The organism is Bradyrhizobium sp. S3.7.6 (genome assembly GCF_054061875.1).
The window spans coordinates 165,654-189,142 of the sequence record NZ_JBSSEQ010000001.1 but is presented as its reverse complement, the minus strand read 5'-3'; the positions used below and the strand labels follow the sequence as shown (position 1 = coordinate 189,142).

27 protein-coding genes are annotated in these 23,489 nt (G+C 65.5%); 21 read left to right on the top strand and 6 right to left on the bottom strand.

Translation table 11 applies throughout. From position 1 onward, the window contains the following. Nucleotides 1-109 precede the first annotated feature (109 nt). From phnC to phnE (ACVJ5M_RS00970), 4 genes are all read left to right on the top strand, one after another. Nucleotides 110-919 (top strand): phosphonate ABC transporter ATP-binding protein, encoded by an 810-nt coding sequence (phnC, locus tag ACVJ5M_RS00985; RefSeq protein ID WP_283017791.1) that lies wholly within the window; start codon nt 110-112, stop codon nt 917-919. 59 nt (nt 920-978) lie between these two features. Further along, entirely contained in the window at nt 979-1,914 is a 936-nt protein-coding gene (phnD, locus tag ACVJ5M_RS00980; protein ID WP_283017790.1) for a phosphonate ABC transporter substrate-binding protein, read from the top strand. A gap of 76 nt (nt 1,915-1,990) precedes the next feature. Continuing rightward, complete coding sequence (phnE, locus tag ACVJ5M_RS00975; protein WP_231143682.1) at nt 1,991-2,875, top strand: phosphonate ABC transporter, permease protein PhnE; 885 nt, start codon at nt 1,991-1,993, stop codon at nt 2,873-2,875. Then, nucleotides 2,872-3,723 (top strand): phosphonate ABC transporter, permease protein PhnE, encoded by an 852-nt coding sequence (gene phnE, locus ACVJ5M_RS00970; RefSeq protein WP_456679232.1) that lies wholly within the window; start codon nt 2,872-2,874, stop codon nt 3,721-3,723. The genes phnE (ACVJ5M_RS00975) and phnE (ACVJ5M_RS00970) overlap by 4 nt, the downstream gene beginning before the upstream one ends. A 126-nt stretch (nt 3,724-3,849) precedes the next feature. On the opposite strand, the gene phnF is transcribed toward phnE (ACVJ5M_RS00970), so the two are convergent. Continuing rightward, the gene (gene phnF, locus ACVJ5M_RS00965) at nt 3,850-4,581 is read right to left on the bottom strand and encodes a phosphonate metabolism transcriptional regulator PhnF (protein ID WP_028151386.1); all 732 of its coding nucleotides are present in this window, start codon (nt 4,579-4,581) and stop codon (nt 3,850-3,852) included. Nucleotides 4,582-4,700: 119 nt separating this feature from the next. Between phnF and phnG the strand changes: the two genes are divergently transcribed. Genes phnG through ACVJ5M_RS00920 form a run of 9 tightly spaced genes read left to right on the top strand, consistent with a single transcriptional unit; the run spans nt 4,701 to nt 11,683 of the window. Then, on the top strand, nt 4,701-5,165 hold the full coding sequence (phnG, locus tag ACVJ5M_RS00960) for a phosphonate C-P lyase system protein PhnG (protein ID WP_084795316.1): 465 nt from the start codon (nt 4,701-4,703) through the stop codon (nt 5,163-5,165). Between the two features lie 4 nt (nt 5,166-5,169). Continuing rightward, nucleotides 5,170-5,778 (top strand): phosphonate C-P lyase system protein PhnH, encoded by a 609-nt coding sequence (gene phnH, locus ACVJ5M_RS00955; RefSeq protein ID WP_063985905.1) that lies wholly within the window; start codon nt 5,170-5,172, stop codon nt 5,776-5,778. A gap of 4 nt (nt 5,779-5,782) precedes the next feature. Next, nucleotides 5,783-6,886, top strand: coding sequence for a carbon-phosphorus lyase complex subunit PhnI (locus ACVJ5M_RS00950; protein ID WP_063985904.1), 1,104 nt, complete (start codon nt 5,783-5,785; stop codon nt 6,884-6,886). Next, the gene (locus tag ACVJ5M_RS00945; RefSeq protein ID WP_063985903.1) at nt 6,883-7,779 is read left to right on the top strand and encodes an alpha-D-ribose 1-methylphosphonate 5-phosphate C-P-lyase PhnJ; all 897 of its coding nucleotides are present in this window, start codon (nt 6,883-6,885) and stop codon (nt 7,777-7,779) included. Before ACVJ5M_RS00950 ends, ACVJ5M_RS00945 begins: the two co-directional genes overlap by 4 nt. Continuing rightward, nucleotides 7,772-8,566, top strand: a complete 795-nt coding sequence (gene phnK, locus ACVJ5M_RS00940; protein ID WP_063985902.1) for a phosphonate C-P lyase system protein PhnK — start codon at nt 7,772-7,774, stop codon at nt 8,564-8,566. The genes ACVJ5M_RS00945 and phnK overlap by 8 nt, the downstream gene beginning before the upstream one ends. 22 nt (nt 8,567-8,588) lie before the next feature. Beyond that, nucleotides 8,589-9,287: a phosphonate C-P lyase system protein PhnL gene (gene phnL / locus ACVJ5M_RS00935; protein ID WP_063986744.1), complete on the top strand. Its 699-nt coding sequence runs from the start codon at nt 8,589-8,591 to the stop codon at nt 9,285-9,287. A gap of 11 nt (nt 9,288-9,298) precedes the next feature. Next, the gene (locus ACVJ5M_RS00930) at nt 9,299-10,456 is read left to right on the top strand and encodes an alpha-D-ribose 1-methylphosphonate 5-triphosphate diphosphatase (RefSeq protein ID WP_063986743.1); all 1,158 of its coding nucleotides are present in this window, start codon (nt 9,299-9,301) and stop codon (nt 10,454-10,456) included. Continuing rightward, entirely contained in the window at nt 10,453-11,049 is a 597-nt protein-coding gene (gene phnN, locus ACVJ5M_RS00925; protein WP_063985901.1) for a phosphonate metabolism protein/1,5-bisphosphokinase (PRPP-forming) PhnN, read from the top strand. Before ACVJ5M_RS00930 ends, phnN begins: the two co-directional genes overlap by 4 nt. 22 nt (nt 11,050-11,071) lie before the next feature. Further along, nucleotides 11,072-11,683 carry a pyridoxamine 5'-phosphate oxidase family protein gene (locus tag ACVJ5M_RS00920; RefSeq protein WP_071909237.1) on the top strand — a complete coding sequence of 204 codons (612 nt, stop codon included), beginning with the start codon at nt 11,072-11,074 and terminating at the stop codon, nt 11,681-11,683. Between the two features lie 276 nt (nt 11,684-11,959). On the opposite strand, the gene ACVJ5M_RS00915 is transcribed toward ACVJ5M_RS00920, so the two are convergent. Beyond that, nucleotides 11,960-12,691, bottom strand: a complete 732-nt coding sequence (locus tag ACVJ5M_RS00915) for an SDR family NAD(P)-dependent oxidoreductase (RefSeq protein WP_354099455.1) — start codon at nt 12,689-12,691, stop codon at nt 11,960-11,962. A 392-nt stretch (nt 12,692-13,083) separates the two neighbouring features. Here ACVJ5M_RS00915 and ACVJ5M_RS00910 point away from each other — a divergent pair, with 392 nt between their 5' ends. Both ACVJ5M_RS00910 and ACVJ5M_RS00905 read left to right on the top strand, forming a co-directional pair. After that, nucleotides 13,084-13,305, top strand: a complete 222-nt coding sequence (locus tag ACVJ5M_RS00910; protein ID WP_063985898.1) for a hypothetical protein — start codon at nt 13,084-13,086, stop codon at nt 13,303-13,305. Nucleotides 13,306-13,327: 22 nt separating this feature from the next. Further along, entirely contained in the window at nt 13,328-14,281 is a 954-nt protein-coding gene (locus ACVJ5M_RS00905) for an aliphatic sulfonate ABC transporter substrate-binding protein (protein WP_084795315.1), read from the top strand. A 190-nt stretch (nt 14,282-14,471) separates the two neighbouring features. Here ACVJ5M_RS00905 and ACVJ5M_RS00900 read toward each other — a convergent pair whose 3' ends face one another. The 3 genes from ACVJ5M_RS00900 to ACVJ5M_RS00890 form a co-directional block, all read right to left on the bottom strand. Then, nucleotides 14,472-15,254: an alpha/beta fold hydrolase gene (locus ACVJ5M_RS00900; protein ID WP_063985897.1), complete on the bottom strand. Its 783-nt coding sequence runs from the start codon at nt 15,252-15,254 to the stop codon at nt 14,472-14,474. Between the two features lie 4 nt (nt 15,255-15,258). Next, complete coding sequence (locus ACVJ5M_RS00895) at nt 15,259-16,554, bottom strand: O-acetylhomoserine aminocarboxypropyltransferase (protein ID WP_063985896.1); 1,296 nt, start codon at nt 16,552-16,554, stop codon at nt 15,259-15,261. 81 nt (nt 16,555-16,635) lie between these two features. Beyond that, nucleotides 16,636-17,436 (bottom strand): IclR family transcriptional regulator, encoded by an 801-nt coding sequence (locus ACVJ5M_RS00890; RefSeq protein ID WP_063985895.1) that lies wholly within the window; start codon nt 17,434-17,436, stop codon nt 16,636-16,638. Nucleotides 17,437-17,565: 129 nt separating this feature from the next. Between ACVJ5M_RS00890 and ACVJ5M_RS00885 the strand changes: the two genes are divergently transcribed. From ACVJ5M_RS00885 to ACVJ5M_RS00860, 6 genes are read left to right on the top strand one after another with little or no spacing between them, the layout of a single operon-like run. Beyond that, the gene (locus ACVJ5M_RS00885; protein WP_063985894.1) at nt 17,566-18,531 is read left to right on the top strand and encodes a Bug family tripartite tricarboxylate transporter substrate binding protein; all 966 of its coding nucleotides are present in this window, start codon (nt 17,566-17,568) and stop codon (nt 18,529-18,531) included. Between the two features lie 3 nt (nt 18,532-18,534). Beyond that, a complete protein-coding gene (locus ACVJ5M_RS00880; RefSeq protein ID WP_283017788.1) occupies nt 18,535-19,152 on the top strand; it encodes a flavin reductase family protein in 618 nt (205 codons plus the stop codon). A 55-nt stretch (nt 19,153-19,207) separates the two neighbouring features. After that, on the top strand, nt 19,208-20,068 hold the full coding sequence (locus ACVJ5M_RS00875) for a fumarylacetoacetate hydrolase family protein (protein WP_063985892.1): 861 nt from the start codon (nt 19,208-19,210) through the stop codon (nt 20,066-20,068). A 3-nt stretch (nt 20,069-20,071) separates the two neighbouring features. Continuing rightward, complete coding sequence (gene hpaH / locus ACVJ5M_RS00870; protein WP_231143681.1) at nt 20,072-20,875, top strand: 2-oxo-hept-4-ene-1,7-dioate hydratase; 804 nt, start codon at nt 20,072-20,074, stop codon at nt 20,873-20,875. Nucleotides 20,876-20,900: 25 nt separating this feature from the next. Further along, a complete protein-coding gene (locus tag ACVJ5M_RS00865) occupies nt 20,901-21,293 on the top strand; it encodes a RidA family protein (RefSeq protein WP_063985890.1) in 393 nt (130 codons plus the stop codon). A 13-nt stretch (nt 21,294-21,306) separates the two neighbouring features. Beyond that, nucleotides 21,307-22,182, top strand: coding sequence for an amidohydrolase family protein (locus ACVJ5M_RS00860; RefSeq protein WP_063985889.1), 876 nt, complete (start codon nt 21,307-21,309; stop codon nt 22,180-22,182). 218 nt (nt 22,183-22,400) lie between these two features. Here the strand turns inward: ACVJ5M_RS00860 and ACVJ5M_RS00855 are convergent, their stop codons facing one another. Next, nucleotides 22,401-23,408 (bottom strand): LLM class flavin-dependent oxidoreductase, encoded by a 1,008-nt coding sequence (locus ACVJ5M_RS00855; protein WP_231143680.1) that lies wholly within the window; start codon nt 23,406-23,408, stop codon nt 22,401-22,403. Between the last annotated feature and the right edge of the window lie 81 nt (nt 23,409-23,489).

Sequence of the window (23,489 nt, the reverse complement as noted above, 5' to 3'; positions counted from 1 at the left end):
TGCGATGACAGGGGAAGAGGTGTGTAGGATCGCCGCAGCGCGATCCGCGTGTCACACAAGTGTCAAGTGCCGGCGCTAGCGGTGGCAGCCAGCTACTCTGGAGCCCTCTATGCTGGTGGTTGAAGGTCTGACGTGCCGCTTCGGCGCAAAAGCCGCGGTGGACGACGCTTCGTTTCAAATCTCCCCCGGCGGCTTCGTCGGTGTGATCGGGCGCTCCGGCGCCGGCAAGTCGACCATGCTGCGCATGATCAATCGCCTGGCGACGCCGACGCAGGGCCGCATCCTGTTCGACGGCCTCGACGTCACCGCGTTGCGCGGCAAGGAATTGCGGCAGTGGCGGGCGCGCTCGGCGATGATTTTCCAGCAGTTCAACCTCGTCGGCCGGCTCGATGTGCTCACCAACGTGCTGATGGGGCGCCTCGCGACGATGCCGGCCTGGCGCTCGCTGACGCAGACCTGGCCCGAGCACGACAAGGCGCTGGCGATGTCGGCGCTCGAACAGTTCGATATCGCCTCACTCGCCGCCCAGCGCGCCGACCAGCTCTCCGGCGGCCAGCAGCAGCGTGTTGCGATCGCCCGCGCACTGGTGCAGCAGCCCGACATCATCCTCGCCGACGAGCCGATCGCCTCGCTCGACCCGCGCAACACCAAGATCGTGATGGATGCGCTGCTGCGCATCAACAAGCATTTCGGCATCACCGTGCTCTGCAACCTGCATTCGCTCGATCTGGCGCGCAGCTATTGCGATCGCCTGATCGGCATGGCGCAGGGGCGCGTGGTGTTCGACGGCGCGCCTGCCGAATTGACCGACGACGTCGCGCGCGAGCTCTACGATCTCGAAGCCTCCGACGTCATGGGCGGAATGCCCGTGCCGGTGCCTGAGGGTGTGCCGGCGCTCGGAACGGCCGCGGCTGCCTGAGCTGCGCCTGTAGTTGCCAATTTTTGCGTCAACCGACCCCAACCGATGAAGAGGGTATCATGATCACTCGCAGACTGGTTCTTGCCGGCGCCGCCGCGCTCGCGTTCACGACTTCGGCCTCCGCCGACGACTGGAAAGCCAAATACCCCGAACTGACCTTCGCGGTCATTCCGGCGGAAAACGCCTCGGGCGTGACCGAGCGCTGGGCGCCGTTCATGAACTATCTCTCCAAGGAATTGGGCGTGAAGGTCACGCTGCGCATCGCCAACGACTACGCCGCCGTCATCGAGGGCCAGCGCGCCGGCAACATTTATATCGCCAGCTACGGCTCGGCGTCATTCGCCCGCGCCCGCCTGACCGGCGTCAAGACCGATGCCTTCGCCAACGACATCAACGCCGACGGTTCGACCGGCTACTACTCTGTGTTCTTCGTCAAGGCGAGCAGCCCCTACAAGAGCGTCGACCAGCTCAAGGGCAAGAACCTCGGCCTCGTCGATCCGAACTCGACCTCCGGCAACAACGTGCCGCGCTTCGAGCTCGACAAGATGGGCATCACGGATGCCGACACCTATTTCAGCAAGGTCGTCTTCACCGGCAGCCACGAGAACGCGATCCTGGCGCTGGCGCAGGGCACGGTCGACGTTGCGGCCAACCAGTGGACCAGCGATGACGATTCCACGCTGGCGCAGATGCTGACCAAGGGCATGCTGAAGAATGCCGACGGCTCGCCGATGAAGAAGGACGATTTCCGCATCATCCACAAGTCGGCGCCGATCATCAACGGCCCCTACGCCTACAATTCCGACCTGCCGGAAGATGCCAAGGCGGCGATCGCCAAGGCGTTCTTCGACGCGCCGGCCAAGGACAAGGCGGCCTTCGATCGCCTCCAGGACGGCCAGAAGAAGGGTTTTCATCCCGCCACCACCAAGGACTGGGATGGCACGATCGAGCTGATCAAGTTCGTCGATGCACTGCGTAAGAAGAAGGCGTCCTGAGTTTCGGGACGATAGCACTGGAGCCGGGTCGATGGACCCGGCTCTTTCTCTTTGATCGACTACCTTCCCTGGCCAGATGACCGTCGCGGTTTCGATCCTCCCCGAGCAGCAGCTCGCCGTGCTCAACGCGGCCTATCGCCAGGCGGTCGCGCGCAAGCGGCTCCGACTCCTTTTGGGGCTGGTGATCTTTGCCGCAGCGCTGTTTCTTGCCGCGATCGGCGCGGAAGTGAACCTGCGCACCTTCTTTGCCCATTTCGGCAATTTCATCAGCTATTTCGACCGCATCCTCACGCTCGATAGCGGCCAGCGGGTCTGGACCGATGCCGGCGAGTGGCTGTGGGGCTGGCGCAAATGGCTGAAGATGCTGGGCGAGACGCTGCTGATCTCCTACGTCGGCACGCTGATCGGCGCGACCTTGGCCTTCGCCTTGAATTTCTTCGCGGCTGAGAACACCTCACCGTCGCCCTGGCTGCGCTTCGTGGTGCGTCGCCTGCTCGAATTCGCCCGCACCGTGCCGGGCATCGTCTTCGCGCTGATCTTCGTGATTGCCTTCGGGCTCGGGCCGATGGCCGGCGTGCTCGCGATCGCGATCCACTCCACCGGCGCGCTCGGCAAACTGTTCTCCGAGATCGTCGAGAATGCCGACATGAAGCCGGTCGAGGGCATCCGTTCGACCGGCGCGAGCTGGCTCTCCTGCATGCGCTTTGCGATCGTGCCGCAGGTGACGGCGGGGTATGCCAGCTACGCGCTGCTGCGCTTCGAGATCAACGTCCGTGAAGCCTCCGTCATGGGCTTCGTCGGCGCCGGCGGCATCGGCCAGGAGCTCGTCGTCGCCATCCGCAAGTTCTATTACTCCGACGTCAGTGCCATCCTGCTCACCATCATCATCACGGTCTTCATCATCGACATCACTACGGGCTGGCTACGCGGCCGTCTGTTCGGCAAGGAGGCACGGACGTGACGAGACCGCAGGAGGTCGACACGCGAGAGCTTCGCGCGCGCTACCCCGATGTGTTCGATCGCCCCGCCTCGGCGCGGCTCGCGATGCCGGCGATGATCGTCGCGGCGTTTGCGATCCTGGTTTACGGCCTCGTCGATCTCGACTTCTCGCCGTCGCGATTCTTCGCAGGGCTGAGCCAGCTCGGCTGGATCGGCCTGATGATGATCCCGCCCGATCCGGGCTCTTCGCTGCCGGTCTATCTGAAAGCGCTGGGTGAGACGCTGTCGATCGCGCTGCTCGGCACGACGCTCGCCGCGCTGTTCGCGCTTCCGGTCAGCCTGCTGGCCGCGCGCAACGTCATACCTTCGCAGATCCTGCGTTTTCCGGTCCGCCGTTTCCTGGATTCGATCCGCGGCGTCGACACCCTGATCTGGGCGCTGGTGTGGATTAACGTCGTCGGGCTTGGTCCGTTCGCCGGCGTGCTCGCCATCGCCGTGTCGGATTTCGGCGCGTTCGGCAAACTGTTCTCGGAGGCGATCGAGGGCGCCGACCAGAAGCAGGTCGAAGGCGTCCGCGCCTCCGGCGGCAGTGCTTTGCACGAAATCCGCTTCGGCCTGCTGCCGCAGGTGCTGCCCGTGATCGCCGGCCAGGTGCTCTATTTCATCGAATCCAACACGCGCTCGGCCACCATCATCGGCATCGTCGGCGCCGGCGGCATCGGCCTCCAACTCGCCGAGCAGATCCGCGTGCTGGAATGGCAGCGGGTGTCGTTCCTGATCCTGATGATGATTCTGGTCGCCGTCGCCGCGATCGATTTTATTTCGAGCAAGTTGCGGTTTGCGATCATTGGGCGGCGAGCTGTCGCCTGATCGCCGGCGCCGTAGGGTGGGCAAAGCGAAGCGTGCCCACCACTTCTGCTTAGATATCGGGGAGAGATGGTGGGCACGGCGCAAGTGCGCCTTTGCCCACCCTACGAGCCCTGCGTGGTCGCCCGCTCACCCGTTCTCCACCAGAAACTCCACCCGCTCCGCTGCAAAGCGCGAGTGCTTGGTCACCAGCGGCTTGCCGGCGAGATCGTGGTCGGTCGCGTCGACCACCAGGATCGGCCGTCCCAGCGGCAGATCGAGCCGCGCGGCATCGGTTGCGTCCACGATGCCGGCGGTGATCCGGGTCGCGCCGCGGCTGTAGTCGCGGACGCCGTAATGCTCGAGCAGTTTCGTCATCGAGCGCGTCGCGGCGAATACCTCACCCGCGCCCGGAAACAATTCCGCTGACAGCCAGGTGGTGGAGACGCAGATCGGCGTGCGGTCGGCGAGGCGGATCGCCTCGATCCGCACCAGCGGCGCGCCGGCCTTCAATCCCAGTTCGCGCGCCAGTTCGCGGGTCGCGACGTCGTCGGACGCCTCGATCAGCCGGCCATGCGGTTCGCGGCCGTCGGCGCCGACGATCTCGGAGAAGCGGGTGCGCGAGCGCAAGGGATAAGCGAGGCGCTGCGCCTCGACATAGGTTCCGCTGCCGCGTTCGGCGCGCACGATGCCGCGCTCGGCAAGTGCGGCCAGCGCGCGCCGCACGGTGTGGCGGTTCACGCGATAGGTCTCGGCGATCTCCATCTCGCCCGGCAGCTTGTCGCCGGCTGCAAAGCGGCCGTCGGCGATGCCGCGCTCGATGCCGTCGGCAACGAGGCGCCACAGCGCGACGCCCGAAGAGGCTGTGTCCTGCATGCTCATGTCGCCGAGAAGCCTACTTCAGAAATCACACGTTTGTCACGAAACAGTCATGGCGCTTCCGTATCAAGTTGTCTATTATCATAGACAACTTGGATTCGGCAAGTTCTGTCAAAAGCTCGGTGGATTGGGTGACCCAGCACAACAACCAGCAAGTCCAGCGCAAGGCCGCGATGGCCGTGCTGGCGCACGCGGAGGCGGGCGAGATCGCCGCTCGCCTCCGCGCTCTCGCCCTGCCGGCGCATCAGGAGCTACGCGCGCCGGAAAACGGTCTCGTCATGCTGCGCGGCCGGGTCGGCGGCGACGGCGCGCCGTTCAATCTCGGTGAAGCCACGGTGTCTCGCGCAGCGGTCCGGCTCGCGAGCGGCGAGGTCGGCTTCGGCTACACGCTGGGGCGCGATGGCGAAAAGGCGCGGCTGATCGCGCTCTGCGACGCGCTGGCGCAGTCCAGTGATTTCGGTGAGGCGGTGGAGCGTGACGTTATCGCGCCGTTGCGCGAGCAGCTTATGATCCAGCGCAAGCAGGCGGCGGCCGAGACCGCCGCGACGAAGGTTGATTTCTACACCATGGTGCGCGGTGAGGGGTGAGGCCATGACCACGATTGCGGAACTGCCGCCGGGTTTCGTCGACAAGGTCTTGTCGGCGCAATCGACCTTTCGTTCCGTGATGGACGCGATGGCGCGACCGGGCTCGGTCCAGCGCATCGTGCCGATGGCGGGAGCGCCCGCGCCAACGATGCGCGGCACTGCCGCGATCGCGCTGACGCTGTTCGATCACGACACGCCGCTCTGGCTCGATGAGCGGATGACGGAGCGATCGGACGTGGTGAAATGGCTCAAGTTCCACACCGGCGCGCCGGTGGTGCAGGACTCCTCGATCGCGAGTTTCGCGCTGATCAGTGACGGTGCGGCGCTGCCGTCGCTCGAGCGCTTCGCACTGGGCACGAACGAGTATCCGGATCGTTCGACCACGGTGATCCTTCAGGTCGAGAGCCTGAATTCGGGGCGCAGTTTCGAACTGCGTGGCCCCGGCATCGACGGTGTCGCGACGCTTCAGGCCTCGATCAGGCCTTTCGACCTGTTCGAACGGCTGCAGTTCAACGAGGCGCTGTTTCCGCGCGGCATCGATTTGGTGCTGGTCGCCGATGATGCCGTGGTTGCGATCCCGCGCACCACGCGTGTCGTGAACAAGGGAAGCTAGTCGCATGTATGTCGCAGTCAAAGGCGGCGAGCGCGCCATCGAGAACGCCCATCGCCTGCTCGCCAATGCGCGGCGTGGCGACCAGAGCATTTCCGAAGTCACGCTGGATCAGATCTCGGAGCAGCTTGGCCTCGCCGTGGACCGCGTCATGAGCGAAGGGTCGCTCTACGACCGCGAGCTCGCGGCGCTCGCGATCAAGCAGGCGCGCGGGGATCTGATCGAGGCGATCTTCCTGGTCCGCGCCTTCCGCGCCACCCTGCCGCGCTTCGGCGCCAGCGAGCCGGTCGACACCGGCGCGATGCGCGTGCAGCGGCGGGTGTCGGCGACCTTCAAGGATATTCCCGGCGGCCAGATCCTCGGGCCTACCTTCGACTACACGCACCGCCTGCTCGATCCCTCGCTTGGCCAGGGCTTCGTGCCTGAAGTGCCGGCGACGGCCGAAGCTTCGACGGCGCCCACGCCGCGTGTGACCGACATTCTGGGCCGCGACGGGCTGATCGAATCCTCGCCGCGGGCCGAAGACGGCGCCAGCGTCGGCGACCTCACGCGCGAACCGCTGAACTTCCCGGCCGATCGCGACCTGCGCCTGCAAAACCTCGCGCGCGGTGACGAAGGCTTTCTGCTGGCCATGGGTTACTCCACCCAGCGCGGTTACGGCCGCAACCATCCCTTCGTCGGCGAGATCCGCTTCGGCGAGGTCGAGGTCGAATTTTTCGCGGAGGACGTCGGCTTCGCCGTGCCGCTCGGCTCCATCGAGCTCACCGAGTGCCAGATGGTGAATCAATTCAAGGGTTCGGCGACGGAAGCGCCGTGTTTCACCCGCGGCTATGGTCTCGCCTTCGGCCAGAGCGAGCGCAAGACCATGTCGATGGCGCTGGTCGACCGGGCGCTGCGTGCCCGCGAGCTCGGCGAAGAGGCCGTGGCCCCGGCGCAAGATGAAGAATTCGTGATGTCGCATTCGGACAACGTCCAGGCGACCGGCTTCGTCGAGCATCTGAAGCTGCCGCACTATGTCGACTTCCAGTCCGAGCTCGGGCTCCTGCGCAAGCTGCGCAAGGAATTTGCCGAGGCCAATGCGCCCGATGCCATGAAGGAGGCCGCGGAATGAACGCGCCCGCCTACAATTTCGCCTATCTCGACGAGCAGACCAAGCGGATGATCCGCCGCGCGATCCTCAAGGCGATCGCGATCCCCGGTTATCAGGTGCCGTTCGCCAGCCGCGAAATGCCGATGCCCTATGGCTGGGGCACCGGCGGCGTGCAGGTCACGGCCGCGATCCTCGGGCCCCAGGATGTGCTGAAGGTGATCGACCAAGGTTCCGACGACACGACGAATGCGATCTCGATCCGCAAATTCTTCGCCAAGACCGCGGGCGTCGCCACGACCACGGCAACAGAAGATGCAACCGTGATCCAGACGCGTCACCGCATCCCGGAGACGTCGCTGCACGCGAACCAGGTGCTGGTCTATCAGGTGCCGATCCCGGAGCCGCTGCGTTTCCTCGAACCGCGCGAGACCGAGACGCGGCGCATGCATGCGCTGGCCGAATACGGCCTGATGCATGTGAAGCTCTACGAGGACATCGCCCGCTTTGGCCACATCGCCACTGCCTACGCCTATCCGGTGAAGGTGAACGCGCGCTACGTGATGGACCCGTCGCCGACGCCGAAATTCGACAATCCCAAGATGGACAATTGCCCGGCGCTGCAATTGTTCGGCGCCGGTCGCGAGAAGCGCATCTATGCGATCCCGCCCTATACGCAGGTGGTGTCGCTCGATTTCGAGGATCACCCGTTCGAGCCGTACCGCTTCAACGCGCCCTGCGCGCTGTGCGCGGCGGAAAATTCCTATCTCGACGAGATTGTCACCGACGACAAGGGCGGGCGCATGTTCGTGTGCTCGGACACCGACTATTGCGAGGGCCGCCAGGCCGCCGGACATCACGGCAGCATGAGCGCCGCGCCGTACAAGGAGAAGGCGCAGGAGGGATCAAATGGCTGAGGAGATGCTGGAGAACGATCAGCCGCTGCTGGTCGCGGAGTCGCTCAGCAAGTCCTATGGCCGCATCGCCGCGTGCCGCGACGTGTCGTTCTCGCTCTACCCCGGCGAGGTGCTGGCGATCGTCGGCGAGTCCGGCTCGGGCAAGTCGACACTGCTGCAAATGCTCTCGGGCCAGCTCGCGCCGAGCGCCGGCCAGGTGTCGTACCGGATGCGCGACGGCGTCACCCGCGATCTCACGAGCCTTGGCGAAGCCGAGCGACGCTTCCTGTTCCGCACCGACTGGGGCTATGTGCACCAGGATCCCGCGCAGGGCCTGCGCATGGCGGTCTCGGCCGGCGCCAATGTCGGCGAACGGCTGATGGCGGTCGGCTGGAATCACTACGGCCGCATCCGCGATACCGCGTCGGACTGGCTCACCCGTGTCGAGATCGACATCGCGCGCATCGACGATGCGCCGCGCACCTATTCCGGCGGCATGCGCCAGCGTCTCCAGATCGCGCGCAACCTCGTCACCGAGCCGCGGCTGGTGTTCATGGACGAGCCGACCGGCGGTCTGGACGTGTCTGTCCAGGCGCGCCTGCTCGACCTCGTGCGCAGCCTCGTCGCCGAGCTGCACCTTGCCGTCATCATCGTCACCCACGATCTCGCGGTGGCGCGACTGCTGTCGCATCGCGTGATGGTGATGAAGGGCGGCCGTGTCATCGAGACGGGTCTCACCGACCAGGTGCTCGACGATCCCCGCGAGCCCTATACCCAGCTCCTCGTTTCCTCGATTCTGCCGCCATAAGCCTTCCAAGATGAGTTTTCCGATGACCGCCATGATCGACATCGCCGCCGCGAAAAAGACCTTTACGATGCACCTGCAGGGCGGCATCGAGCTGCCTGTCGTCAGCGGCGTGACCTTCCACGTCAACCCGGGCGAATGCGTCGTGCTCTCTGGCCCGTCCGGTGCCGGCAAGTCGTCGATCCTGAAGATGATTTTTGGCAATTACCGCTGCGACTCCGGCCGTATCGGCATTCGCCATCGCGGCGCGGTTGTCGATCTCGCCACCGCCGAGCCGCGGCAGGTTCTCAACATCCGCCGCTCCACCATCGGCTATGTCAGCCAGTTTTTGCGGGCGGTGCCGCGTGTTGCGACCATCGACGTCGTCGCGGAGCCACTGATCGTGAACGGCACGGCCCGAGCCGACGCGCAGGCACGCGCCGGCGAGTTGCTGCACCGCCTCAACATCCCTGAAAGACTCTGGCAGCTGCCGCCCGCGACCTTCTCCGGCGGCGAGCAGCAGCGCGTCAACATCGCGCGCGGCTTCATCTCGGACCTGCCGATCCTGCTGCTGGACGAGCCGACCGCCTCGCTCGATGCCGCCAACCGCGCCGTCGTGGTCGAGCTGGTCGCCGACAAGAAGCGCCAGGGCGTCGCCATGGTCGCCATTGTCCATGACGACGAAATCCGCCATTTGATTGCCGACCGTATTGTTGACGTCACCAGCTTTGCCGCCGCGGCCTGAAGGAAATGGAAATGAATGCCAAGCCGAAGGAAACATTGATCGCCAACGCCAGGATCGTGCTGGCTGACCGCGTGATCGAACAGGGCTGGCTCGCTCTCGCGGACGGACGCATCGCCGAGATCGGCGAGGGCAGGGCCCCCGCGGGTGCGGAGGATGCCGGCGGCGACCTCATCATGCCCGGCCTGATCGAGCTCCACACCGACCATCTCGAAGCGCATTACGTGCCGCGCCCGAAAGTGTTCTGGAATCCGGTCGCCGCCGTCATCTCCTATGACGGCCAGCTCGCGACCTCAGGCATCACGACCGTGTTCGACTCGCTCCGGGTCTGGCGTGAGGACGGCGCCGAGGAAGTCGATGGCCGCGCCGGCGTGCTCGCCGCCGCGATCACGACCGCGCGCGATGCCAGCCTGCTGCGCGCCGACCACTTCCTGCATCTGCGCTGCGAAATCCCGATGCCGAGCGTGGTCGAGGAAGCCAAGGAGCTGATCGACCGTCCCGACGTCAAGCTGATGTCGCTGATGGACCACACCCCCGGCCAGCGCCAGTTCCGCGACGAGGTCAAGCTGCGCGACTATTATCGCGGCAAGGGCGGCGGCAAGACCGATGCCGAGCTCGACGAGCTGTTCGCGAAGCGCTTCGAGTATCAGAAGCTCTATGCCGCGACCAACATGCGCGAGATCGTATCGCTCGCGCACAAGTACAACATTCCGCTGGCGAGCCATGACGACACCACCGAGGAGAACGTCGCGGACGCCGTGCGCGATCGCGTGTCGGTGGCGGAATTCCCGACCACGCTCGAGGCCGCGCGCGGCCTGCATCAGGCCGGCATCGACATCCTGATGGGGGCGCCGAACGTCGTGCGCGGCGGCTCGCACTCCGGCAACATCGCCGCGGTCGATCTCGCCCGAGAGGGCCTGCTCGACATCCTGTCGTCGGACTACATCCCGTCCAGCCTCCTGATGGCCGCGCTGCAATTGCCGGAGCATGTGCCTGCGATCAGCCTTCCGGCGGCGGTTCGCACCGTGACCAAGGCGCCGGCCGAGGCGGTTGGCCTGTCGGATCGTGGCGAGGTCGCGATCGGCAAGCGGGCCGACCTGATCCGCGTGCATGTCGCAGGCGACGTTCCCGTGGTCCGCAGCGTCTGGCGCGAAGGAAACCGCGTCGCATGAGCGAGACCGCGACCATGGCACACGATGAGGCCAGCGGGATCGGACCCGGGCGGCTCGTGCTCGTGGTCGGTCCCAGCGGTGCGGGCAAGGACACGCTGTTGCGGCTCGCACAGGCGGCCTGCGTCGATGATCGCGACATCGTCTTCCCGCGCCGTGTCGTGACGCGCGAATCCTCCGAGGCCGAAGACAACATCGCGATGAGCCAGGACGAATTCCGCCGCGCGCGCGAGCACGGCGATTTCGCCGTGCACTGGGAAGCGCATGGCCATTCCTACGCTCTTCCGCTCGAAATCAACGATGACATCCTCGCCGGCCGGGCCGTCGTCGCCAATGTCTCGCGCACAGTGATCGGCGCGCTCCGCCAGGCCTATGCCAACGTCGTCGTGGTCGCGATCACGGCGCCGCCGGACGTGCTGGCGCAGCGGCTTGCTGCCCGGGCCCGGCACAGCGACGGCAATATCGCAGATCGCCTCGCGCGCAGCGTCGACGACGCATCGGCCAATGCCGATGTCACTATCCTCAACGCGGGCAGCGCGGACTATCACAGTCGCCAGCTCGTGCGCGTGATCAGGAACGAAGGCTGGCACGAATAGCCGGCGCAACAAGGAGAACGGAATGTCGGTGATTGAAACGGTCGAACAGCTGGAGGCCATCTACGGTGCCGTTGGTGATGCCTCGACCGTGAAAGTCGCCGACCACGTTACCCCGCTCTACCGCATCTTCATCGAGAAGGCGCCGTTTGCCGCGCTCGCCACCATCGGACCGGAAGGGATCGACTGCTCGCCGCGTGGCGATCTCCCCGGCTTCGTCCGCATCCATGATCCGAAGACGCTGATGCTGCCGGATCGCCGCGGCAACAACCGGGTCGATTCCTTGCGCAACATCGTGCGCGATCCCAGGGTGTCGCTGATGTTTCTGATCCCCGGTTCCGGCAACGCGGTGCGGGCCAACGGCCGCGCTTGTCTCTCCGTCGATCCCGAGCTGCTCGCCTCGTTCAAGGTCGAGGGCAAGGCGCCGCGCAGCGTCATGGTGATGAATGTGGACGAAATCTATTTCCAGTGCGCCCGCGCCATCGTCCGCTCCGACCTCTGGAATCCCGACAAGCGGATCGATCCGAAGACGCTGCCGACGCCGGGCCAGATCCTGGCCGAGATGAGCGAGAACAAGGTCGGCGGCGCGGAATATGATCGCATCTGGCCGGAGCGCGCTGCGGCGACGATGTGGTAGCGCTCTCTTGCCCTCTCCCCCTGTGGGAGAGGGTGGCTCGCCGCGAGACGGGTGAGGGGTATCTCTCCTCACGAAAAGGAGCCGTAGGGTGGGCAAAGGCGCACTTGCGCCGTGCCCACCACCTATCCAACACCGCGATAGAAATGGTGGGCACGCTCCGCTTTGCCCACCCTACGGCTCACGAAGAGCGGTGCGCGCGGAGAGATACCCCTCATCCGGCGCTTCGCGCCACCTTCTCCCACAAGGGGAGAAGGAAAGGCGGCACCATCTTCGCTCCTAGTTAAACGCCATCCCGCCGCTCAGCGCGATGGTCTGCCCGGTCATGTAGGCATTGTCGACCGGCAGCATCACGGCTTTCGCCACCTCATCGGCCGTGCCGAAGCGGCCGAGCGGGATGCGGCTGACGAACCGGGGCTGGCCGCTCATCATGTCGGTCTCGATCAGCGACGGCGCCACCGCGTTGACGGTGATGCCTTCCTTCACCAGCCGCGCCGCATAACCGCGCGTAAGGCCCTCCATGCCGGCCTTGGATGCATTGTAGTGCGGGCCGATCGAGCCGGCACCGCGCGCCGCGCCCGAGGAGATGTTGACGATGCGGCCCCATTTCCGCGCACGCATCTCCGGCAGCACCGCCTGCGTGCACAGGAAGGCAGATTTCAGGTTGACCATCATGGTGCGGTCGAAATCCTCTTCGGTGAGATCGTCGACGCCGCGCGTGATCGCGATGCCGGCATTATTGACGAGGATATCGATCGGCCCGAGCCCGGCCGTGGCGCGCTCGACCATTGTAGCCACGGCGTCGCGCTGCGAGACGTCGGCGGCAACGACAATCGCGCGACCGCCTTGCTTGCCGATCTCGCCTGCCAACTGCTCGGCCTGCCCGATCTGCTCCCGGCAGTTGATCGCCACCGCCGCGCCTGATGCGGCCAGGGCGCGACAGACGGCTGCGCCAATCCCGCGCGAGCCGCCGGTGACGAGCGCGGTGCGCCACTTCAGATCATTCGCCATGTCCGGATCTCCCAGATTGTCTGTTTTTACGTTGCGCGAGCGTACCACGCCTGCCGCCCGCGCCTGCTGAACTCATCGCGAGATGAATCCGTCTGTCGGTACTTGCGCCGGGAGAAGCGCGCCAGCGCGCCGGTGCCAAATATGGATAGCCATTTCATTGACCGAGCTCACCAATCGCTCGATATTCGGAGCATCGAAACTGCTCCTCGAGCTTGATGCCGCGATATGAGAACCGATCACCAGCGTAATCCCAGCGACATGCACGCGTGCATGACGCGGCGCTGTTTCTCGGCGGCAACCGGCGCCTGTTGTTGTTGCTGATCGCCTCCTAGCAACCTCCCACAGCACAAATCCCACGACAGGAACGCCGACATTCCGGCGAACGAGCAGTCATGTCCCAGACCCAGTCGAACGCCTACATCATTGAAATCCACGACCGCGCCGCCGGCATCATCACAAGAGATGAGCGCGGCTTCCGCTTCTTCTCCTCCGAACGCCTGTTCGACAGCCTCGAAGGCCGCCAGTTCCGTTCGGCGCGCGAGGCCGAACGCGCAGCCCGTGCGGTGTTTTCGGAGCGGAGCCGCCGCGCCAATTCCTCACTCTTCGCTAACTGAACCTGACGCAAAGGACCGCAACATGATTGCACGACGACATATCCTGACCGCAGCGCTTCTCCTTGCAACCGCCCTGGCCGCACCAGCACGCGCCGAGGACAAGCCGGCGGAAATCCGCATCGGCACTCAGAAGGGCGGATTCTTCCCGGCGGTACGCCAGCGTCAAACGCTCGAAAACGCCTTCAGGCCGCTGGGCATCGAGGTCAGATGGATTGACTTCCAGTTCGGTCCGCCGCTGCTGGAGGCCATCAACGTCGGCAGCGTCGATTTCGGCTTCGTCGGCGACACGCCGCCGATCTTCGCGCAAGCCGGCGGCGCAAAAATAAAATATGTCGCGGCCGTGAAGTCCGAGGGCGACAACCAGGCGATCATCGTGCCGAAGGATTCAGCCATCAAGACGCTCGCCGATCTCAAAGGCAAGCGCGTCGCCTTCGGCAAGGGATCGAGCGCGCACAATCTCCTGGTCGCCTCGCTCGAAAAGGCCGGCCTGTCCTGGTCCGACATCACGCCCGCGCCGCTGGCGCCGGCCGATGCGACGGCGGCCTTCGTGAAGGGCTCGGTCGACGCCTGGTCGATCTGGGATCCCTATCTCGCGCTCGCCGAATTGAAGGAGAACGCGCGCGTTCTCGTCTTCGACAAGGACGTGCACAAGCCGAACGCCTACTACATCGCCAACACCGACTTCGTCGAGAAATATCCATCGCTGGTCGCGAAGCTCAACACGACCTTTGCCTCCGAAGGCAAGTGGGCGGAGCAGTATCACGAGGAGGTCGCAAAGGCGCAGGCCGAGGCGACCGGCGTCGACATCGAGGCTGTCAGGCGCTTCGTCAACCGCTCCGTCTACAGCGTGGTGCCGCTCGACGCCGAGGTGATCAGGACGCAGCAGGCCGTGGCCGACCGTTTTGCAAAGCTCGGGCTGATCCCGAAGCCGGTCAATGTCTCCGATATCGTCTGGAAGTGGACGCCGGGGTCGTAAGGCGGGGGCACTGGCAAGATGTCGTCATGCCCGGGCTTGTCCCGCCTGCGCGGCCGAAGCTGCTTCGGCGAGGCGAAGGCCCGGGCATCCACGTACTTCGCGCGCGCGGCCAGGCGTGGATGGCCGGGACTAGCCCGGCCATGCCGCCCGTGGCGGCTATCTGCGTCCAAACTTTCAAGTCGGATGCGGCTCAGCCCCTCAACGCCGCCAGCAATTCATCCGGGCGCTCGGCCATGATCATGTGGCCCGCGCCCGGCACCACGACGGTCTTCGCATGCGGGATCGCCGTGGCGAGCGCCTTGCCCGCCTTCGCCGGCGTCATCATGTCGCGTTCGCCGAGGATGAGGGTAGCAGGCACTTTCACGCTCGCCGCAGCGGTGAGTGCATTCGCGTAATCATTGCAGGCCGACAAATCCCTGAACAGCACGCCGGGCTCGCAAGACTTCAGCACCGCCTGCGCGCCGCCATGCATCCACAGGCCCGGCGCGAGGCTGCCGCCGAGCTCGGCGTTGAAGCCGAGGCCCCAAATCGACACCATGTCGTTGGCGTCCTGCGAGTTGGCTTCGGCCGCTTTCAAGAGATCCGGGCCGACTGTCATGGTCGCGGCGGTGCCGATCAGGCTCAGCGCGGAGACCTTGTCGGGATGACGCGCCGCCGTCTCCAGTGAGATCAGCGATCCCATGGAATGGCCGATCAGGTGCGCCTTCGCCACGCCGGCCGCGGCGAGCAATGCCGCCGTCCAATCCGCCATCTCGGCGATCGTTGACAGCGAAGGTCCGGCCGAGCGGCCGTGGCCGGGCAGATCGGGCGCCAGCACGGAAAATCCGTGATGGGCGAACCAGCGCGTATGCAGTGCCCAGGTCGAGTGATCGAAGCCGGCGCCGTGGATGAAGGCGACCGCGGGCAGGGACTTGTCGAACTCGCGGCCGCCGTTTGCGACAAACACCTCGGCGCCGTTGACAGTGAGCTTCATGGTGTCAGACCTTTTGCGAGATGCGCAGCGCCTGCGCAAGATCGTCGATGATGTCGCTTGCCGTCTCGATGCCGACCGACAGCCGCACCAGCTCCTCGCCGATGCCGGCGGCCTTGAGCTGTTCGGCATCCATCTGCTGATGCGTGGTCGAGGCCGGGTGGATCACCAGCGTCTTGGCATCGCCGACATTGGCGAGATGGCTGATCATGCGCAGCGCTTCGATGAATTTTCGGCCGGCGGGTCGCCCGCCCTTGATGCCGAAGGAGACGATTGAGCCGGCGCCGCGCGGCAGCAGCGTTTTTGCGAGCTGATAGTCGGTGTGGTCCTCCAGCGAGGGATGCAGGACCCAATCGACGGCCTTGTTCGACTTCAGCGCCTCCAGCACCAGATGTGTGTTCTGGATATGCCGGTCCATGCGCACGCCGAGCGTCTCCACGCCCTGCAAGAGCTGGAACGCGTTGGTCGGGGACAGGCAGGCGCCGAAATCGCGCAGGCCTTCGGTGCGCGCGCGCATGATGAAGGCGCTCGTGCCGAACTGTTCGTCGAAGACGATGCCGTGATAACCGCCATAGGGCTCGGTCAGCACGCCGAATTTGCCGGAGCCGCGCCAGTCGAACCGGCCGCCGTCGACGATGGCGCCGCCGATCGCGATGCCGTGGCCGCCGATCCACTTCGTCGCCGAATGCATCACGATGTCGGCGCCAAGCTCGATGGGGCGGCTGAGATAGGGCGTGGCAAACGTATTGTCGATCAGCAGCGGAATCTTTGCCTCATGCGCGATTCCCGCGACCTTCGGGATATCGAGCACTTCGAGCCCGGGATTGCCGATGGTCTCGCCGATCACGAGTTTCGTGTTCGGCTTGATCGCCGCGCGGAACGCGTCGAGGTCGCGCGGCTTGACGAAGGTCGTGGTGATGCCGAAGCGGGGCAGCGTGTGCGCCAGCAAATTGATGGTGCCACCATAGAGCGAGCTCGACGCCACGATATGGTCGCCGGCATTCAAGAGCGTCGCGATGGCCAGATGCAGCGCGGCCATGCCGCTCGCAGTGCAGATCGCGCCGACGCCGCCTTCGAGCGCCGCGAGCCGCTCCTCCAGCACACCGGTGGTCGGATTGGAGATGCGCGTATAGATGTGGCCGGCGCGCTCCAGATTGAACAGCGCGGCGGCGTGGTCGGAATCCTGGAACACGTAGGACGTGGTCTGGTAGATCGGCACCGCGCGGGCGCCGGTCGCGGGATCCGGATGCTGGCCCGCATGCAGGCTCAGGGTCTCGAAGGCAGGCGGTTTCGGCGCGGGCATGCGTGGCCTCGTTGGTCGGTCGGCGGAGGCGGCTCTTGTGCCACAAAATGGTGCGCGAAGTCAGCCCATTGACAGCGCCGCCTAACCCCGGATCGCCTGCTCGATCGTGCGCGCCTCCCGCAGCAGGATCTCCACGACTTCCTGCTCGCGGCGGGGGCCGAGCCTCGTCCGAACGGCGGAGACCGTCATCGCCGCGGCAGGCTGTCCGTCCGGGGTCTTGATCCAGGTGGAGATCGATTTCGTGCCCTGCACGAGGCCGATCTCCCTCATGCCGTACCCCAGCCGTCTCGCGGCGGTGACCTGGCCGAGCACCGACGCGACGTCGGTCCGGTAGGCCTCGAATCGCTTCTCGTTGGCCGCGACGATTTTTCGCGCGTCCTGAGCCGGCATCGCGGCGAGGATGGCGACGCCTGCGCTGCTGACGCCGAGCGGCCGCCGCGCGCCGACCTCGATCGACAGCACCTGGATCGGATAGATTCCGATCCTGCGATCGACGCACAGCGTGTCGTTGCCGGTCCGCACCGTCAGGAACAGCGTGTCGCCGATCTCGGTGGAGGCACGCCGCAGCGACGGATTTGCCGCGACCAGCAGCCGCGACGGCCGCGGGCGCGCAAGTGCGAGCTCCGGCACCTGGTTGCCGATCGCGTAGCGGCCGGTTCGCTCGTAACGTTCGACGATGCCTTCCTCGATCAGCACGTGGACGATGCGATGCACGGTCGGGCGGGTGAGGCCCGTCGCGCGCACGACCTCGGCCAGCGGCACGCCGTCTTCGCGCCCTGCGGCAAGAATACGCAGCACCGCGAGCGCGCGCCGGATGGTCTGCGCGCCCTGTCGCGGCTCTGCCGTTCCGCGGGCGGATCTTGCGGAGTTCGTCTTGTCCATATTATGGACAAGAACGCCACAATTCTCTCGACAGGTAAAGCGCTCATCTGGAGATTGCGCCGCGATCGAGCGCCATGCGCGACGTCACGGCACTCGATATGGAATTGGAAGCGCCGCCGGGAGGTTAACATGAGATTAATCTGGATTGCCATAGCTGCCGCAGCCGCGATGCTGGCGGGACCCGCATCGGGCCAGCAATGGCCGGCGCGCAGCGTCAAGCTGATCGTGCCCTATCCGGCCGGCGGCAATGTCGACAGCGCCGCGCGCATCGTCGCCGACAAGCTCCAGGAAAAGCTCGGCCAGCCCTTCATCATCGAGAACAAGGCCGGCGCCGGCGGCATGATCGCGGGCGAAGCCTTCGCGAAATCCGCGCCCGACGGCTACACGCTGTTCGTCGGCGCCAACGGCCCGGTACTGTTCGCGACCGAGATCAACAAGCGCGAGGCCTATAACTGGAAGAAGGATTTTCTTCCGATCTCGACGATCTCGATGACGCCGCTGGTGCTCGAAGTGCACCCGTCCGTGCAGGCCACGACGTTCAAGGAATTCATCGAACTCGCCAAGCGCGAGCCCGGCAAGCTGACGATGGCCTCGCCCGGCCCCGGCACCACCAACCATCTGCTCAGCGAGCTGATGCAGTCGAGCCTCGACCTGCAATGGGTCACCGCGCATTACCGCGGCAACGCGCCGGCGATCAACGATCTCCTGGGCGGCCAGGTGCAGTTCGCATTCGACCAGCTCACGGTCAGCCTCCAGCACATCAAGGCCGGCCTGTTCCGCGCGCTCGCCGTCACCAGCCCGCACCGCCTGAAGTCGTTGCCTGATGTCCCGACCTTCACCGAGCTCGGCTACAAGGATTTCGACGGCCAGACTTTTACGGGCCTGTTCGCGCCTGCCGGCACGCCGGCGCCGGTCGTCGACAAACTTCACGAGACGCTGGTTGCGATCCTGAAAGATCCCGGTGTGATCGACAAGTTCGAAAAGCTTGGCGGAGAATCCACCCCGATGACGTCGGACGAGTTCAAGGCCTATCTCGCGCGCGAGGACGCCAAGTGGATTCCGGTCGTGCGCAAGGCCAACATCAAGGCTGACTGAGCGATGCGGATCGACCCCACCGAGCTCGGCGCGGAGCGCATCTACCGGCTGATGACCGGCATCGTGGTGCCGCGCCCGATCGCGTGGGTCACGAGCCTGTCGCGCTCGGGCGTGCTCAACCTCGCCCCCTTCAGCGCCTTCACCTTCGTCTCGCAGAAGCCGCCGATGCTCGCCATCAGCGTCGGCCGCAAAGGTGCCGACTACAAGGACACCGCGCACAACATCCTCGACACCGAGGAATATGTGATCCACATCGCCGATACCCCGCTGATGTCCGCGGTGCACGACAGCTCGGTCGAGCATCCGCCTGAAATCAGCGAGGTCGAGCATCTCGGGCTGGAGACGATCGCGAGCGAGTGTATCAAGGTGCCGCGGCTTGCCGCAGCACCCGTCGCGATGGAGTGCCGTTTCCGGCAGTGCCTCGAATTCGGCGAGGCTCGCAGCCGGCTCATCGTCGGCGAGGTCGTGATGTTCCACATCCGCGACGGCCTCGTGAACGACGGCAAGGTCGAGACCGCGGCGCTCGACCCGATCGCGCGCATCGGCGGGCCCCGCTACGCGCGCCTCGGTGAGATCGTGACGCTGAACACCGTCTTCCAGACGCCCAAATCCAAAGACTGAGCGCGCAGCCCATCGCGCCGGCCTATGTGCCTGAAGACCATCGGAGAACACGACAATGCGACTCGTAAGCTATCTCTTGGACGGAGAGCTGCGCTATGGCGCGGCGGTGGATGGCGGTGTCGTCGATCTGACCAGGCGGATCGGCCGCGACTTCTCCGACGTGAAAGCGTTGATTGCAGCCAACGCGCTGGCCGATGCGCAGGAAGCGGTGGCCGGACAAAAACCCGACTACGCGCTGGAAAGCCTCGTCCTGCTTCCGCCGGTGCTGGCGCCGGAAAAGCTCTGGTGCATCGGCGTCAACTACGCCGAACGCAATGCCGAGTATAAAGACAGCTCGGACCTGCCCAAATATCCCAGCCTGTTCGTGCGCAGCATCTCGTCGATGACCGGCGCCGGCCAGCCGCTCGAGAAGCCTCATGTATCTGAGCAGCTCGACTATGAGGGCGAGCTCGTCATCGTGATCGGCCAGGGCGGCCGCCACATTCCGCGCGACAAAGCCTGGTCGCACATCTTCGGCATGACCCTGTGCAATGAGGGCACGATCCGCGACTGGCTGCGCCACGGCAAGTTCAACGTCACCCAGGGCAAGAATTTCGATCGCTCCGGCAGCATCGGGCCGTGGATCGTCACGTCTGACGAGCTCGATCCGCGCGGGCCTCATGACATCATCACGCGCGTCAACGGCGAGGTGCGGCAGCAGGACACGACCGAGCGGCTGATGTTCCCGTTCGATTTCCTGATCTCCTATCTCTCCACTTTCGCCACCCTGAAGCCCGGCGACATGATTGTAACAGGCACGCCGACGGGCGCGGGCGCGCGTTTCGATCCGCCGCGCTGGCTTAGGGTGGGCGACGTCGTCGAGGTCGAGTCGAGTCGTATCGGCGTTCTGCGCAACACCGTCGCCGCGGAGCAGTAAGCCATGCTCGATACCGCCACGATCGAACGCCTCGCCGCGCGCCTGGATGAGGCCGAGCGCAGCAAGACGCTGATCCCGATGTTCTCGAAGGAGTATCCCGATTTCGCCATCGAGGATGCCTACGCCATCCAGCGCGCCTGGACGAAACTGCAGCTCGGCCGCGGCCGTGTTATCAAGGGACACAAGATCGGCCTGACCTCGAAGGCGATGCAGAACGCGGTCGGCATCTCCGAGCCCGATTACGGCGTGCTGTTCGCCGACATGTTCTATGCCGACGCCACGCCCATTCCGTTTGACCGCTTTCACGCGCCGCGCATCGAGGTCGAGCTCGCCTTCGTGCTGAAGGCGCCGCTGCGCGGACCTGACTGCACCATCTTCGACGTGCTCAACGCCACCGACTACGTCACGCCTGCGCTCGAAATCCTGGAGACGCGCATGCATCGCATCGATCCCGAGACCGGCAAAACGCGGAAGGTGATGGACACGATCTCGGACAACGCGGCCAACGCCGCGCTGGTGCTCGGCGGCCGGCCGTTCCGCCCGATGGATGCGGATTTGCGCTGGATCGGCGCGCTGCTGTTCCGCAACGGCGAGGTCGAGGAGACTGGGCTTGCGGCCGGCGTGCTCAATCATCCCGCCAACGGCATCGCCTGGCTCGCCAACCGTCTTGCGCCGCATGACGAACATCTCGCGGCCGGCGAGGTGGTGCTGGCGGGATCGTTCACCCGTCCCGTCGACATCCGGCGCGGCGACACGTTCCATGCCGACTATGGCGCGTTCGGCTCGGTGTCGTGCCAGTTCGTCTGAATCAACACATAAGAGGGAGCGCATCATGACGGGTCAAACGCGGCGCAAGAGCATCCACATCGGCGGCTTCAAGCACGCCAACCCGATTCCCAACGCCTGCCGCATCGGCAATCTCGTGATGTCCGGTGTCATCCTCGGCCGTGATGCGGCCGGCGTGATGCCTGCGAGCCTGGACGCGCAATGCGCCAACATGTTCGCGCATATGAAGGCGACGGTGGAAGCCGCCGGCGGCACCACGGACGACATCATCAAGATGACGGTGTGGCTGAAGGACCGTACACACCGCGGCCCGGTCAATGTCGAGTGGCTAAAAATGTTTCCGGACGAGCATTCGCGCCCGGCGCGTCACGCGCTGCCGATGGACAATATGGACGGCGGCGCGCTGGTGCAGTGCGACTTCACCGCCGTGATCGACTGAGGGAGCTTTGCGCATGCCGACTTATCTGCCGTTCGACCCGAACCCCCGTCGCCCGGTCAGGGCGCCGCCGCCGAAGACTGTCGACAGCCAGTTTCACGTGCTGGGGCCCATCGACAAATATCCGGAACGCCCCGGCGCTGCCTATCGGATGCCGAGCGCGACCTGGGAAGCAGCGCTGCGCGTGCACAAGACGCTCGGCATCGAGCGCGGCATCATCGTGCAGACCACGACCTATGGTGCGGATCATTCCGTCGTACTCGACGGTCTTGCGGCGATGGGCCCGAACTATCGCGGCTGCGCCAACGCACTGGTGTTCGCGGAAGCGAGCGACTCGTATCTTTCCAAGCTGCATGACGCGGGTGTGCGCGGCGCGCGCTTCAGTTTCCGCCAGGAGCTCGGCGCCGTGCTGTCGGACGCCGATTTCGCCCGCGCCATCGCGCGCATCCGCGAGCTCGGCTGGTACGTGAAGATCCAGCCCGAGAAGGACGGCATCGTCTCCAGCGTCGCCAAGTACGAGAATCTCGACGTCCCCGTGCTGATCGACCACATGGCGCGGCCCGTGCCCTCGAATGGCCGGGATGATCCGAACCTGCGCAAGATGCTGGAGCTGCTCGAGAAGGGCAATTTCTGGGTCATGCTGTCGCTCGGCGAGAAGACCTCGCAGGCCGGCCCGCCCTATGACGACGTGATCCCGATCGCGCGCGCCTATATCGAGGCCGCAATCGACCGCTGCGTCTGGGCCAGCGACTGGCCGCATCCCGTCTCCGTCAAGCAGCCGCCCAACGACGCCGACCTGCTAGAGCTGATGTACCGCTACGCGCCCGACCAGGCCGAGCTGGAGAAGATCCTCGTGCACAATCCGGCAAAGCTGTTCGGCTTTCCGGACTAGCAAGACCCTCATGGTGAGGAGCGCGGTACGCGCGTCTCGAACCATGCAGGCCCGGCTGTCGCCCGAGGCCATCCTTCGAGACGCCCGCCTTTGGCGGGCTCCTCAGGATGAGGTCTCGTATCGTGGCAAAGTCTTAGACCCTCATGCTGAGGAGCCGCTAGCGGCAGACGTCTCGCCCCATGAAGGCCGGGCGCTTTCACAGCCTCCAATTCTGGCGCTCACACCGCCGGCCGTGCCGCCAGCCGGTCGCGCACCTCGGCTGCGATTTCGAACGAGCGCAGCCGCGCGGCGTGGTCGTAGATCTGGCCCGTCGTCATCAGCTCGTCCGCGCCGGTCTCGGCGATCAGCGCCTTCAGCTTCTCCTCGACAGTTTCGGGCGAGCCGACGGCGGAGCAGGACAGCGACTGGCCAACCATGGCCTTCTCGGCCGGTGACCACAGCGCGTCCATGTCGTCGACCGGCGGCGGCAGCGGGCCGGGCGTGCCGCGGCGCAGATTGATGAACTGCTGTTGGAGGGAGGAGAACATCCTCTGCGCCTCCGCGTCGCTCTCGGCGGCGAACACGTTGACGCCGACCATCGCATAGGGCTTGTCGAGCTGCGCCGACGGCTCGAAGCGCGCCCGATATTCGCGCAGCGCCGGCATCATCATTTGAGGCGCGAAGTGCGAGGCGAACGCGAATGGCAGCCCGAGCATCGCGGCAAGCTGCGCGCCAAAGGTGCTCGATCCCAGGATCCAGAGCGGCACTTTCGTCCCAAAGCCGGGCACGGCGCGGATCGACTGGTTCGGCTGGACATCACCGAGCAGCGCCTGCAACTCCAGCACGTCGTGCGGAAAGTTTTCGGAGCTCGTGGCGAGGTCGCGCCGCAATGCCCGCGCGGTGAACTGATCGGTGCCCGGCGCGCGGCCGAGCCCGAGATCGATCCGCCCGGGATAGAGCGACTCCAGCGTGCCGAACTGCTCGGCGATGACCAGCGGCGAATGGTTCGGCAGCATGATCCCGCCGGACCCGACCCGGATCGTCCTAGTCCCGCCCGCGACATGCCCGATCACCACCGACGTCGCCGCGCTCGCGATGCCCGTCATGTTGTGATGCTCGGCGAGCCAGAACCGCTTGTAGCCCCAGGTCTCGGCATGCTGGGCGAGGTCGAGCGAGTTGCGGAACGCCTGCGCCGCATCGCCACCTCTTCGGATGGGAGCGAGGTCGAGCACGGAGAAGGGGATCATGTTTGGCGTACCGGGTGGGAGTGCGATGTGCGCTGCGGCCTCACATGTAGTGGCTTATTATGGAAATGTTAGCGCGGCCGT